10 protein-coding genes are annotated in these 13827 nt (G+C 55.5%); all 10 read right to left on the reverse strand.

Annotated features, from left to right (window positions below; genetic code table 11):
- Positions 1–155: 155 nt before the first annotated feature.
- Complete coding sequence (gene tilS, locus K0I31_RS13625) at positions 156–1556, reverse strand: tRNA lysidine(34) synthetase TilS (RefSeq protein ID WP_220078732.1); 1401 nt, start codon at positions 1554–1556, stop codon at positions 156–158.
- Positions 1557–5030, reverse strand: a complete 3474-nt coding sequence (gene dnaE, locus K0I31_RS13630; RefSeq protein WP_220078733.1) for a DNA polymerase III subunit alpha — start codon at positions 5028–5030, stop codon at positions 1557–1559. It abuts the gene before it with no gap.
- Positions 5031–5202: 172 nt separating this feature from the next.
- On the reverse strand, positions 5203–5829 hold the full coding sequence (gene rnhB / locus K0I31_RS13635; RefSeq protein WP_220078734.1) for a ribonuclease HII: 627 nt from the start codon (positions 5827–5829) through the stop codon (positions 5203–5205).
- Positions 5829–6977 carry a lipid-A-disaccharide synthase gene (gene lpxB, locus K0I31_RS13640; protein ID WP_220078735.1) on the reverse strand — a complete coding sequence of 383 codons (1149 nt, stop codon included), beginning with the start codon at positions 6975–6977 and terminating at the stop codon, positions 5829–5831. Before lpxB ends, rnhB begins: the two co-directional genes overlap by 1 nt.
- A 95-nt stretch (positions 6978–7072) precedes the next feature.
- Positions 7073–7840 (reverse strand): acyl-ACP--UDP-N-acetylglucosamine O-acyltransferase, encoded by a 768-nt coding sequence (lpxA, locus tag K0I31_RS13645; protein ID WP_011866420.1) that lies wholly within the window; start codon positions 7838–7840, stop codon positions 7073–7075.
- Positions 7837–8298 carry a 3-hydroxyacyl-ACP dehydratase FabZ gene (gene fabZ / locus K0I31_RS13650; protein WP_011866421.1) on the reverse strand — a complete coding sequence of 154 codons (462 nt, stop codon included), beginning with the start codon at positions 8296–8298 and terminating at the stop codon, positions 7837–7839. Before fabZ ends, lpxA begins: the two co-directional genes overlap by 4 nt.
- A 30-nt stretch (positions 8299–8328) precedes the next feature.
- Positions 8329–9354, reverse strand: a complete 1026-nt coding sequence (lpxD, locus tag K0I31_RS13655; protein ID WP_220078736.1) for a UDP-3-O-(3-hydroxymyristoyl)glucosamine N-acyltransferase — start codon at positions 9352–9354, stop codon at positions 8329–8331.
- A gap of 6 nt (positions 9355–9360) precedes the next feature.
- Positions 9361–9855 (reverse strand): OmpH/Skp family outer membrane protein, encoded by a 495-nt coding sequence (locus tag K0I31_RS13660; protein ID WP_011866423.1) that lies wholly within the window; start codon positions 9853–9855, stop codon positions 9361–9363.
- A gap of 69 nt (positions 9856–9924) precedes the next feature.
- Positions 9925–12408 carry an outer membrane protein assembly factor BamA gene (bamA, locus tag K0I31_RS13665; RefSeq protein WP_220078737.1) on the reverse strand — a complete coding sequence of 828 codons (2484 nt, stop codon included), beginning with the start codon at positions 12406–12408 and terminating at the stop codon, positions 9925–9927.
- A 31-nt stretch (positions 12409–12439) separates the two neighbouring features.
- Positions 12440–13801, reverse strand: coding sequence for a sigma E protease regulator RseP (rseP, locus tag K0I31_RS13670; RefSeq protein WP_220078738.1), 1362 nt, complete (start codon positions 13799–13801; stop codon positions 12440–12442).
- Between the last annotated feature and the right edge of the window lie 26 nt (positions 13802–13827).

Here is a 13827-nt window from a genome sequence, read left to right on the forward strand (position 1 = left end):
AACAGGTTTAGAGCAGATTTAAAGAAGTCGCGATTTGAAAAGTACCCAGCAGGATAGCGCCATCCTGCCGCCTAGATGTTAGGTATTGGAAGATTGCTATTAGATGTTAGGTATTAGCTGTTAATTACTAGATGTTAGCGATTAGATATCAGCTATTAGCCATTAACTTCGGCAAGGCTGAACTTCCAGCCGCCCTCGCCTTCAGGTGCCAGGTAACGTTTATCCACCCAGAGCCCCACAGCGGCAACTAATTGCTCGCCCGAGAAGATAAGCGGAACATGTCCTCGCTCCCAGGGAGGCACGGCAAACTCTTGCCACAACTTCTTAAGCTCCCGCCCCTTGTCCCGCCCATGGGGATGACAGCGCAGGCTACCCGGGGCGCCAAAACGAAGCGTCAGGTCGTCTGTCTTTTCTAGACGTAGCCGAAGCCCCGTCAGGCTCCAGTTCGCCACAAGCTGGCTTTGGCTATCGATAGGCCAGCTTAACGTCGAGCCTTGGGATCTCACATCCTCATCCAGGCCTTGCAGCACTTGGTTATGTCTAGGTGCAACCTCTGCTGAGTCCAGATAGAGGGCGTGTTGAAAACGTCTCAGCACCATAGATCTGATGCGAATCGCCACCTGAGCATCTGCCTTGGCCTCAAGCTGCGCCAAAATATCCCCCAGCTGCGCCGCCGAGGGTAAAGGGAAGCCGCGATGCTCGATAAAGCCCCGCAGCAGATGGGGACGCCAGCGCCCTGGCTGCTCTGCCAGCGCCTTCAGATCCAGCACGGTCGCCTGGCTATGGGGCACGCATAGCAGCATGGCAGGTAAACGAAGACTCACCTCCTCGTCGATCAGCGCCTGCTGCTCGGCGCACAATTGAGCGCTGCGACTGGCGGTGGCGGCAAAGGCCGGCCAGCGCGCCGTGAGGATCGGCAGCACCTGATTGCGTAAAAAGTTGCGGTCGAAACGACTGTCCTTATTACTCTCATCCTCGATATGGCTAAGCCTCTCGGCCTTAGCGAAGGCTTCTATTTGGGCGCGGGATGTGGTCAGCAACGGCCTGAGCAACAGATTATTGGGGGTAAAAGCCTGCACCTCTCCCATGGCCGCCAGCCCCTTGGGCCCGAGGCCACGCTTGAGGGCCAGTAATAGCGTCTCTAACTGATCGTCCTGATGATGGGCGGTGAGCAGGATATCGCCGGGGGCTAACTCGCTTCGCAGTGCATCGTATCTCGCCTCGCGGGCCGCTGCCTCGAGACTGATGCGGGCGCCACTAGCCACTGTCACCCGCTTGACGCTGATCGGCAAGCCATACTCGCGGGCGCGACGCTCACAATGGCGCTGCCAGCTCTCAGCATTGGCGCTGAGGCCATGATGCACATGCACCAGGAGATAATTAAACTCGGGATGCTGCTTGGCAAATAGGCTCAGGCCATGGGCAAGCACCTCCGAGTCGACGCCGCCGCTGTAAGCCAGTACTAACTTAGTATCAGGCTTAGTGCCGGCCGCAGGCTTCACCCGCGCTAGTAGCTGGGTCAGGGCATCAAATGGACAGAAGCTGTCGGGCGCCATCTAGAAGAGGATCCTTACCTTGTCAGAGCCGGTCAGTGTCTCCAGTGCCAGCATCAGCTCGTCGGTCGGGTTGACCCGCCATTCATCCCCCAGCCTAAACTGGGCCTTGGCGGTGGGCTGAGCATAGTTGATCACCAAGGGCACACTGCCCGCCTTCCAGGGCTCGACAGCTTGTTGGAACTGGCCGAGCCACTCTGGTGTGATACTGGTGCCATCCAGATCCACCTCGACCGCGTGGGCGAAGTGGCTGCGCGCCTCACCCATGTCGATGATGTTGCGGGCCGTCATGCGATTGCCGCCGGAGAAGTCATCGAAACTCACCTCCCCTTCGACGATCAAGATCCTGTCTTTCTCCAGCAGCTCACCAAATTTCTCAAAGGCCTCGGTAAACAGCATCACCTCCAAACGCGCACTCTTGTCGTCCAGGGTGACCAGGCCCATCTTGGAGCCGCGTTTAGTCATCATCACACGGGTCGCCACCACGAGCCCGGCGGCCTTGGTGGTCTTGCCCCGCTCGGTGGGATGCACATCCTTGAGCCTACCCGAGGTGTAGTGCTTGAGCTCCTTGAGGTACTGATTAATCGGGTGACCGGTGAGGTACAGACCCAAGGTCTCCCGTTCGCCCTCGAGCCACACCTTATCGGGCCAAGGTGTACAGTGCACAAACTGCTGCTTGTTGTCTTCCGGCTCGCTGTTGAGCAGGCCAAACATGTCGTGCTGACCAATCGCCTCGGCCTTGGCATGCTGATCGGCGGCGCGAATTGCCTCAGGCAGAGTCGCCATCATGGCGGCGCGGTGCGGTCCCAGGTTATCCAAGGCGCCGGCGCAGATCAGTTTCTCGATAACCCTGCGGTTTAGCTTCTTGAGATCGACCCGGGCGCAGAAGTCGAACAGGTCCACGAATGGCCCATCCTCCCGCGCCTTCAGAATCGATTCCACCGGGCCTTCACCCACGCCTTTGATGGCACCGATGCCATAGACGATGTTGAGGTCGTCATCTACCGTGAAGCGGAACAGGCCCTTGTTGACGTCCGGCGGCAACAGCGGCAAGCCCATGCGCTCACACTCGTCCACCAGGGTCACGATCTTGTCTGTGTTGTCCATATCCGCCGACATCACCGCCGCCATAAACTGCGCCGGGAAATGGGTCTTGAGCCAGAGGGTCTGGTAGGACACCAAGGCGTAGGCGGCCGAGTGCGACTTGTTGAAGCCGTAACCGGCAAACTTTTCCACCAAGTCGAAGATCTTCATCGCCAGCTCGCCGTCGACGCCGTTCTTCACAGCGCCCTCTTCGAAGACACTACGCTGCTTGGCCATCTCTTCGGGTTTCTTCTTACCCATAGCACGACGCAGCATGTCCGCGCCGCCCAGGGTATAGCCCGCCAGTACCTGGGCGATCTGCATCACCTGTTCCTGGTAGAGAATGATGCCGTAGGTGGGCTCCAGAATCGGCTTAAGGCTCTCGTGTTGCCACTGCTGATCGGGATAAGAAACCTCTTCACGACCGTGCTTACGCTCGATGAAGTTATCTACCATGCCCGACTGCAGCGGCCCGGGACGGAACAGGGCCACCAGTGCGATCATATCCTCGAAGCAGTCAGGCTGTAGGCGCTTAATCAGATCTTTCATGCCGCGGGATTCCAGCTGGAACACGGCGGTGGTTTCATAACGCTGCAGCAGACGGAATGAAGCCGGGTCGTCCAAAACGATCGCCTCGATACGCACAGGCTCTTTGCCCTGCTTCGCAAGATGCGGATTGATCATCTGCAGCGCCCAGTCGATGATGGTCAGGGTCCTCAGACCCAGAAAGTCGAACTTCACCAGACCGGCGGTTTCCACGTCGTTCTTATCGAACTGGGTAACCGGGTTGTGCCCTTCGGCATCACAGTAGAGCGGCGCAAAATCGGTGATCACCGTCGGCGCGATCACCACGCCCCCGGCGTGTTTACCCGCGTTACGGGTGACCCCTTCCAGCACCCGGCACATGTCGATGAGATCTTTCACCTCTTCGTCGGCGTCATAGGCCTCGGGCAGTGCCGGCTCGGCCTCGAACGCCTTGGCCAGGGTCATGCCGGGCTCGGCCGGGATCATCTTAGAGATACGGTCGACGAAGCCATAGGGGTGACCCAGTACACGGCCCACGTCACGCACCACGGCCTTAGCCGCCATGGTACCAAAGGTGATGATCTGCGACACGGCGTCGCGGCCATAGAGTTCGGCCACGTGATCGATCACCTCGTCGCGTCTGTCCATGCAGAAGTCGACGTCGAAGTCGGGCATGGAAACACGTTCTGGGTTAAGGAAACGTTCGAACAGCAGGTCAAATTCCAGCGGATCCAGGTCGGTGATCTTAAGGGCATAAGCCACCAGAGAACCCGCCCCCGAACCACGGCCTGGACCGATAGGGATACCGTTGTCTTTCCCCCACTGGATAAACTCCATCACGATGAGGAAGTAGCCGGGGAATCCCATGTTATTAATTACCGTCAGCTCGACATCGAGACGCTCGTCATACTCACCGCGGCGCTCGGCGCGCTGTGCCTCATCGGGAAAGAGGAACTCGAGACGCTCCTCCAGGCCCTTCTTGGAGACCTCGACCAGAAAATCTTCGATGGAGAGATCGCCGGTGGGGAAGTTCGGCAGGAAGTATTCACCGAGTCTCACTGTGACGTTACAGCGCTTGGCGATCTCCACACTGTTTTGCAGCGCCTCGGGGATATCGTCAAATAGCTTACACATCTCATCCTGGCTGCGGAAATATTGCTGCTCGCTGTAGCGGCGCGGCCGCCTTGGGTCCGCCAGGGTGAAACCATCCGAGATGGCCACGCGGATCTCATGGGCTTCGAACTGCTCAGGCTGTATGAACACCACCTGATTGGTGGCGACCACGGGCAGGTCTTTCTCGCCCGCCAGCTCAACTGCCATATGCAGATAACGCTCCTCGTCGGGGCGCCCGGTGCGGATAAGCTCGAGATAATAACGGTCGGGGAAGTGGGTCTGATAGAAGGCGACCAGAGAGTCCACCTGGCCCTGGTTCCCCTTGAGCAGCGCCTTGCCCACGTCGCCATCTTTGGCGCCGGATAGCAGGATCAGCCCTTCGCTGTAGCGCTCCAGCCAGGCCTGGTCGATCACCGCCCTGTCTTTTACATGGCCACGCAGGTAGGCATCGCTGATCAGCAGGGTAAGGTTCTTATATCCCTCGTTGTTCATCGCCAGCACAGTCAGGGAGCAGAATTCATCCTCGAAACCCGGCACCAGCATGAAGAAGTCACAACCTACGATGGGCTTGATCCCCGCACCGTGACAGCCGCCATAAAACTTCACCAGACCGCAGAGGTTGGTGTTGTCGGTCAGGGCCAGTGCAGCCATCTGATCTTCACTGGCCTTGGCGAGAATGGGCTTGACCTTGGCGAGGCCATCAGACATGGAAAAATCACTGTGTACGCGCAGGTGCACGAAACGAGGTTCTGACATAAGGAGGTTCTGATTTAGTTAGCTAATTTTCTAATATTTATGCGGCGAACTATTCCCGTGAAAGAGTCGCCTTGAAAGAGTCGCCTTGAAAAGTCACCTTTAAAGAGCAACCTTGAAAGAGTACCAGAGTCACACACAGGGCACCAGTCGCAGGCGCCCCCGCGAGGGCGGTTTAACAGGCCTCCAGACGCTCCTTGACCGGCCTGAAACTCTTGCGGTGCTCTGCCAGCACGCCATGGGCCTCGAGCGCCTCGAAATGCGCCTTGGTGGGGTAGCCCTTGTGCTTGGCGAAGCCGTACTCGGGATAACGCTCATCCAAGGCTTCCATCTCTCTGTCGCGCACCACCTTGGCAACGATAGAGGCGGCGCTGATGGCCGGGATCAGGCCATCGCCCTTGATCACCGCATGCCCCTCCAGGGTCTCATCGGTAAAGTCCGGTACCCGATTGCCGTCGATCAATACTCTGTCAGGTCGGGCACGCAGTCCAGCAACGGCGCGCTGCATCGCCAGCATGGTCGCGTGCAGTATGTTGAGCTCATCGATCTCCAGCGGCGAGCAGCGTCCGACGCTGACATCCAGCGCCTTGGCGAGGATCTCCTCATAGAGGGCGTCGCGCTTCTTCTCCGACAGCTTCTTGGAGTCATTTAACCCCTCGATAGGATTGTTCGGGTCCAGCACCACGGCGGCGGTCACCACATCACCCACCAAGGGGCCACGGCCGACCTCATCGACGCCTGCGTAGAAGCCGCAACACAGTGCCTCGACCTGTTCGGCGGTAATTTGTTTATAGATAGCCACTATTTTGTCTCCACTAGCTCAATAACCGCCTGGGCCGCGCGCGCACTGGCATCGCATCTTAGCTGTTGATGCAGCGTCATAAAGGTCTCCATCAACGGCTGATGATCGCCATCGAGCTGATTGGACACGGCGTCGACTATCTTATCAGGGGTACAGTCGGCCTGGATCAGTTCAGGGATGATCTCCCTGCCCGCCAGCAAATTAGGCAAGGAGTAATGAGATATCTGCATCATTCCCTTAGCGATACGATAGGTGATCGGCGATACCCGGTAGGCCACCACCATGGGGCGTTTCACCAGCATGGCTTCCAGGGTCGCAGTGCCCGACGCCAGCAAGATAGCGTCGGCCGCGGCCATCACGGTGCGAGACTGTCCCTCGACCAGATGTATGTCGAGATCCGGCGCATGGGTCTTGAGGGCCAGCTCAAACTGGGCCCGACGCTTGGCATTGACCAGCGGGGTGACGAACTTAAGGTCCGGGTAACGCTGGCGCAACTTTACCGCCGCCTGCACGAAAGGCTCGGCCAGCTGCTTGAGCTCGCCGCCCCGAGAGCCGGGTAAGATAGCGAGGTATTCGGCGTGGGGATCTAACCCCAGGGTCTCGCGGGCGCTGAGCTTATCACTCTCTAGCGGAATATCGTCCGCGAGTGTGTGGCCGACGAAGGTACAAGGCACATCGTGCTTATCGTAGAAGGCCTTCTCGAAGGGCAACAGCGACAGCACCATGTTGGTCGCCTTGGCGATCTTGAAGATCCGCTTCGGGCGCCAGGCCCACACAGAAGGGCTGACATAGTGAACCGTCTTGATCCCCTGTGCCTTAAGCTTCAGCTCCAGACCTATGTTGAAATCGGGGGCATCGATACCGATGAAGCAATCTGGCTTTAGGGCGGTCAGCTCGTCGATCAGCGTTTTACGCACCTTAAGCAGGCGCGGCAGGCGCGACAGCACCTCGACCAGGCCCATCACGGCCAGCTCCTCGAAAGAGAACAGGGACTCAAACCCCAAGGCATCCATCTGCGGGCCGCCGATACCGACGAAGCGGGCATCCGGGTATTTCTGTTTCAAGGCCTTGATCAGGCCGGCGCCGAGAATATCACCGGACAGCTCACCCGCCACCATGGCGAATACTTTTTGATTGCTCTGATTCATCTTCTGTTACTTGCTTACTGAAAATAAAAAAGCCCGTGAACACGAGCTTTTCTTCGATAGCTAAACCAATTAGCTAAACCGATTAAAGAAACCGATTAACGAATAATGCCTCGGCTCGAGTTAACCACAAAGTCCATCAGCAGCTTAACCTGCTCGTCCTCGGCATCCTCACCCAAGGCGGCAACCGCTTCTTCAATGGTCAAGCCCTTGCGATACAAGGTCTTATAGGCACGGCGCACCGCCAGTTGGCTCTCCTTGGAGAAGCCGCGGCGTTTCATGCCTTCGCTGTTCAGTCCCCTTGGGATAGCAGGCTGTCCCGACGCCATCACAAATGGCGGCACATCTTGCAGGATCAATGAATAACCAGCGGTAAAGGCATGGGCACCGATATGCACAAACTGATGCACACCCGTCATGCCGCCTAGGATCGCCCAGTCGCCCACATGGACGTGGCCGGCGATAGAGGCGTTGTTGGCCATGATCACATTGTTACCCACCACACAGTCGTGGGCGATGTGCACATAGGCCATAAACAGGTTGTTAGAGCCGATACGGGTCTCACTGTTATCCTGTACCGTGCCGCGATGTATGGTGACAGATTCGCGGATCACATTGTTATCGCCGATGATCAGTCGGGTTGGCTCGCCAGCATACTTCTTATCCTGGCAGTCTTCCCCTACTGAGGCGAACTGAAAAATACGGTTACCCTTGCCGATAACCGTAGGGCCCTTGACCACCACGTGAGAGCTCAGATGACAGTCGTCGCCGATCTCGACATCTGGGCCGATATAGGTCCATGGGCCTATGGTAACATTGTTACCGATTTTGGCATCTGGGTGTACAAATGCTAACTTATCAATCACTTGGCAATCTCTCTGCGGGCACACATGATCTCTGCCGAACAAACTAGTTCGCCATCGACCTTAGCTTCACCTGTGAAGACGCCAATCCCGCGGCGTTCTTTAATCATCTTAACTTCGAAATGAAGTTGGTCGCCAGGCTCGACCACACGCTTGAAGCGAGCGTTATCGATACCGGCAAAATAGTATAAGGCATCGTTAGATGGCTCATCGCTCATGGTTTTAAACGCTAACAGACCGGTCGCCTGAGCCATCGCCTCTAGGATCAATACACCTGGCATCACAGGAGCTACAGGGAAATGGCCCTGGAAGAATGGCTCGTTGATGGTGACATTCTTGATCGCATGCAGTGTTTCACCTGGCGTAAAGTCGAGGACTCTATCGATCAATAAAAACGGATACCTGTGAGGTAGGAACTTTAGGATCTCTTTGATATCCATCGTATTTAATTGATTTGACACTCAATAACTTCCTTAGCTGCCCTCGGGCAGTTAATCATCTGATTTAACGTTTTTTTCAAGCTGTTTGACGCGTTGGAACAATTCATCAAGTTGTCTGAATCTGACGGTATTACGTCGCCACAACTTGTTTTCCATCGCAACGGTAGCAGAAGAGTATACACCAGGCTCACGAATAACACTCGTCACATTGGTGCCACCCGAGATATGGGTACCGTCGGCAATCGACAGATGCCCAGCCACGGCGCTGCTGCCGCCTATGATACAGTATTTACCTATGGTACAACTGCCGGCAAAGGTAGAGCTACCGGCCAGCGCGGTGTTTTCACCGACCACCACGTTGTGTGCAAGCTGCACCTGGTTGTCGATAATAACCCCATCGTGGATCTCTGTGTGATCCAGCGCGCCGCGGTCGATACTGGTGCAGGCACCGATCTCGACACGGTTACCGATACGCACCCCACCGGTTTGTGGGATCTTGATCCATTGACCACGCTCATTGGCATAACCAAAACCGTCAGAGCCGATCACTGTACCCGAATGCACGATACAGTCTGTACCCAGCTGTACGTCATGGTAAAGGGTCACGTTGGCCCACAGGATAGAGTTTGAACCGACGATAACATCCTGGCCAAGCACACAGCCGGGACCTATCTGAACATTCTCACCTAAGATAACATTGGCGCCTATCACCGCATTGGCACCTATGGCGACGCCTTCACCCAGCTGGGCGCTAGGGTCGATAACCGCACTGGGGTGAATGGCCTCGGCGGCCTTAGGCGTGGTATCGAGCAGCTGAGCGACTCTTGCAAACCCGACATAGGGGTCGGCTAACACTATGGCATTACCACTGAAATGCTCGGCCATCTTGGGCGAGAGCAACACGGCAGAGGCTGCCGTGCCTTCTAACTGACTCTGGTATTTTGGATTCGCCAGAAAGGAGATCTCCCCCGCCTGTGCCTTCTCCAGCGTGGCGACACGGTGAATAGTCACCGTCTCGTCACCCTTGACCTCGGCATTCAGATGGGCGGCGATCTCACTTAGGGTATAACTTGTCATCAATGCTTAGCCTTTGCTCAGAGCTTCAACCACTTTGCTGCTGATGTCTGAAGTCGGCTTCACGTAGATCACGGCGCCGCGCTGTAGCACTACGTCATACTTCTCTTTCTCGGCGATAGCGCTGATGGCTTTTTGAACCTTAACCAATAGCTTGTTTTGCTCTTCACCGTTACGACGACGCATATCTTCGTCCAGCGCCTTGCCTTTAAGCTGCAGCTCAGCCTTGAGAGACTCCATCTTGCGCAGCATCTCAGTCTTTTGCGTTTCGCTCATCAGGGCCGCGTCGCGTTGCTGCTTCTCTAGCATGCCGCGAAGCTCTTCCTGCATCTTCTGTACGCCAGCCACACGATCGCCGAATTCGGTTTTCAGTGTTTTGCTGACTTCTTCGCGCTGTGGTAGCTGCTCAAATACCGCCTGCATATCGACTACGGCGATCTTTTCAGCTTGTGCTGCGATAGGTGCGCCTAACAGAACCAACACCATCATTGCGCGATTAAACATCTTATTCAAAATAAACTCCTTATAATCAGCAAAACTTGCCGATGACTTTTTATTTAAATTAGTTCTACTTTAGAAAGTTTTACCAATGTTGAACGAGAAGATCTCTGTGTCATCATCTTCATATTTTTTGATTGGCCATGCAAGACTAAATACCATAGGTCCCATTGGCGACAACCATTGAACGCTCATCCCCGCCGAGGCACGGATACGTCCTGGGTCTGAATAGTCAGACAGCTTGTCGAACTGCTCAGCCGGCAGGAAGCGATATGAGTCGTAATCGAACTCGGTATCCCAAACGTTACCGGCATCGACGAAGAAGCTGGTACGCACCGAGTTAGTGTAGGCCTCATCCAGGAATGGGGTTGGCACTATCATCTCGACACTCGCCGTAGCGATAGCGTTACCACCGATAGAGCGGCCACCGCTCACAGTGACACGGTTAGGATCCCCTGGCAAGGTACAAGTATCCCCTGCTGGATCTGGCGAGCAGGGCTCACTACCACGATACAGGTAGAATGAACGTGGACCCACAGAGTTAGACTTGAAGCCACGCAGTGAGCTGCTACCGCCCGAGTAGTAGTTCTCCCAGAAAGGTAGGATCTGGTCGTTGTCGTTGTACTGACCATAACCGTTACCATAACCCAGGCGCGCCTTAGTCAGGAGCACGAAGCTGTGGCTGCGGTTGATTGGCCAGTAGAAGCTGGTATCGAAATCTGTCTTAAAGTACTGCAGATCCGAACCTGGCACCGTCATCTTGCCGCTCAGACGCTGTGACGAACCATCGGTTGGGAAGGTGCCGCGGTTAAGCGTGCTGCGGTACCAGCCGAGGGTCAGCTCGAAGTTATCGAACGACAGGTCGGCGTTAGGATCGTTGGCATCACGATAGATGTTGTAGAAGCGCAGGGCCTGCTCGTAGGCCGAGATCTCCGAGATGCTGTTGTGACGATAGCCGATACCACCGTTGATACGGTTGTATTCGTTGATCGGGAAGCCGGAGTTGACCGCAATACCATAAGAACTGTTCTTATAGCGTTCGAGGTTCGCTTCCTGAGCGTCAAACTCGTTCCAGTAGATGCTACCACCCAGGCTCACGCCATCTTTGGTGAAGTAAGGATCTGTGTAGTTGATGTTGACGTTCTTCGAGTACTTGTTGGTATTAAGGTTGATACCTGCCTGATTACCTGTACCCAAGAAGTTACTCTGCTGCACACCAAACTGTAGGCTCAGACCCGACTCGGTACCATAACCCACACCAGCGTTGAACGAGCCTGATGGTTGCTCCTTCACGGTGAAGTCGACGTCAACCAGGTCGTCTGTGCCCGGCACCTGAACCGTCTGGGTGTCGACGGTTTCGAAGTAACCCAGGCGGTTCAGACGCGCCTTGGATTGCTCAACCTGGGCCGAGTTCAGCCAGGCGCCTTCCATCTGACGCAGCTCGCGGCGCATTACCTCATCTTTGGTAACCTGGTTACCGGTAAAGTTAATGCTACGCACATAAACGCGCTTACCCGGCTTGATGTTGACGTTGAGGGCGACCTCTTTGGTCTCATCATCGATCTCAGGATAGGTCTTCACCTCAGGATAGGCATAGCCGAAACGGCCCAGATACTTGCCATACATCTCTTCGGTAAAGGTCACGTCTGCGCCGTTATAGGTATCGCCTACCTTGATCGGCAGAATCGCCTGCATCACCTCTTCGCGGCCCATGAGGTCGCCAGTCAGGTTAACTTCTTTAACCTTGTACTGCTCACCCTCGTCAACGTTGATGGTGATATAGAGACCCTTACGGTCAGGGGTCATCGCCACCTGAGTCGAGGTCACCTCGAAACGGATATAACCGCGGTTGTGGTAGAAGGTCTTGATGGTCTCAAGGTCGGCCTGCAGCTTCTGCTTCTGGTAGCGGCGCTCGCCAAAGAGATCCCACCAGGCCACATAGTCTTTCAGCTCCAGCATGCCGATCAGTTCGGCGTCGCTAAAGACTGTGTTGCCCACCACGTTGATCTGACGAATCTCTGCCGCCAAACCTTCGGTAAACTTAAACTTCAACTCGACACGGTTACGCGGCAGGTTGATCACCTGAGCCTCAACCTTGGCGCCATATTTACCCACGCCATAGTAGAAGTCCTGCAGGCTCTTCTCGATGCCGCTGAGCATGGTGCGATCCAGCGACTCACCGGCCTTGACGCCACTGCCGTCGAGACTCTCTTGCAGCTGCTCGTCTTTAATGTCCTTGTTGCCTTCGAAGGTCACGACGCTGATGGTAGGCCTTTCTTTGACCGTTACCACCAAGACGCTGCCATCGCGGCTCACCTCGATATGCTCGAAGTTGGTCGAGGAATACAGGCTCTTAATCGCCTGCTGCAGACGCATCTCGTCGACCGTGTCTCCCACCTTGATAGGAATATTCAACAGCGCCGCACCCAGTGCAACACGCTGCAGTCCCTTAACCTGGATGTCGGTCACTTCAAAAGGCTGGAATGTATCGGCCCAACCCTTCCCTGATAAAGACGCACCGACTAATAACATCGAGGCAAAAATTTTATTCAATCTCATAGAGCACTTCTAATTATGTGTGTGTCCTTGCTCAGAGTCGGGAAAAATCATTGAAAAGGGCGATACTCATCAATATTAGCAGCAAGGCTGCCCCAAATCTGAATCCAATTTCCTGCACCTTTTCCGGTACAGGCCTGCCTGTGATCACTTCGATGAAGTAATATAACAGATGCCCGCCATCAAGCACGGGTAAAGGCAATAAATTAATAATGCCTAAATTCACGCTGATTAATGCCAGGAATCCCAAAAAGTAAACTAAACCATAGTTGGCGCTGTTTCCCGCGCCCTGAGCGATAGAGATAGGGCCACTCAGGTTCTTCACCGACACGTCACCGGTAAAGAGTTTGCCGATCATCTTAATGCTGACCGATACAAGTTGCCATGTTTTATCGGCGGCGACCATGAGAGACTCACCGACACCGTATTCCAGTTGCAGGCGCATCTCTTCGGGCCAAGGCGCCTGGGTTGGTGCCACGCCAATCACGCCCTCGACCTTACCGCCGTCAATAGTGCGCGCCTTAGGGGTGACATTAAACTTAAGCTGCTCACCATCGCGTCTGATGGTCACGCTAATTGGCTTGTCGGCCGATGCCTTGATCTTGGCAACAAACTGATCCCAATCGCCATAAGATTTGTTATCGACGGCGACTAAGGTGTCACCTAGGCGCAAACCCGCGGCATAGGCGGCGCCATCTTCGGCCACAAAACCCAACTTAGGGGTGATGGCAGGCCTAAAGACATTGAGGCCCAGCGAAGTAATGGGCGACTCAGTCTCAGGATTAAACTTCCACTTGCGGGTATCTAGCTTATAGGTGCGCTCCTCGCCCATCACGCCCGACAAAGGGGCCAGGGTGACGTCGATGGCGTCATCGCCTATGTGACCGACCAAGGCGTAGGTCACCTCTTCCCAGTTGCGCACGCTGCGATCGCCAACGGCAATCACCTGCATCGGCTTCTTGACCTGAATCACCGCCGCCGGCGAGCCGGACTGTGTCGATTCGATCACAGGTTTAATCGAGGGCACCCCAATAAGGTACATGATGTAGAGGGCAAAGATGGCGAACACAAAGTTGGCCATGGGGCCGGCACCGACGATGGCGATGCGCTGCCAGACAGATTTACGGTTAAAGGCCTGGGGCTTTAGCTCGTCGGCAACGGTATCGACCCGCTCGTCGAGCATCTTCACGTAGCCGCCGAGGGGGATCATGGCCACCACGTACTCGGTACCATCGGCGCCGATCTTGCGCCAGATGGCCTTACCGAAACCGATAGAGAAACGCTCAACTTTCACGCCACAGCGTCTGGCCACCCAGAAGTGACCATATTCATGGGCCGTGATGAGAATTCCAAGGGCGATAATGAATGAGCCCAAGTTCCACAAAAAGTCTAGCATTCCTCTCCTTATCTCTGCTTACGTAA

The organism is Shewanella spartinae (assembly GCF_019457555.1).
Classification (GTDB): Bacteria; Pseudomonadota; Gammaproteobacteria; order Enterobacterales; family Shewanellaceae; genus Shewanella; species Shewanella loihica.

Excerpts from the sequence above, each read along its gene's own strand:
- tilS (WP_220078732.1), bottom strand. The coding sequence starts at position 1,556 with ATGGCGCCCGACAGCTTCTGTCCATTTGATGCCCTGACCCAGCTACTA.
- dnaE (WP_220078733.1), bottom strand. The coding sequence starts at position 5,030 with ATGTCAGAACCTCGTTTCGTGCACCTGCGCGTACACAGTGATTTTTCC.
- lpxB (WP_220078735.1), bottom strand. The coding sequence starts at position 6,977 with ATGAATCAGAGCAATCAAAAAGTATTCGCCATGGTGGCGGGTGAGCTG.
- lpxD (WP_220078736.1), bottom strand. The coding sequence starts at position 9,354 with ATGACAAGTTATACCCTAAGTGAGATCGCCGCCCATCTGAATGCCGAG.
- K0I31_RS13660 (WP_011866423.1), bottom strand. The coding sequence starts at position 9,855 with ATGTTTAATCGCGCAATGATGGTGTTGGTTCTGTTAGGCGCACCTATC.
- bamA (WP_220078737.1), bottom strand. The coding sequence starts at position 12,408 with ATGAGATTGAATAAAATTTTTGCCTCGATGTTATTAGTCGGTGCGTCT.
- rseP (WP_220078738.1), bottom strand. The coding sequence starts at position 13,801 with ATGCTAGACTTTTTGTGGAACTTGGGCTCATTCATTATCGCCCTTGGA.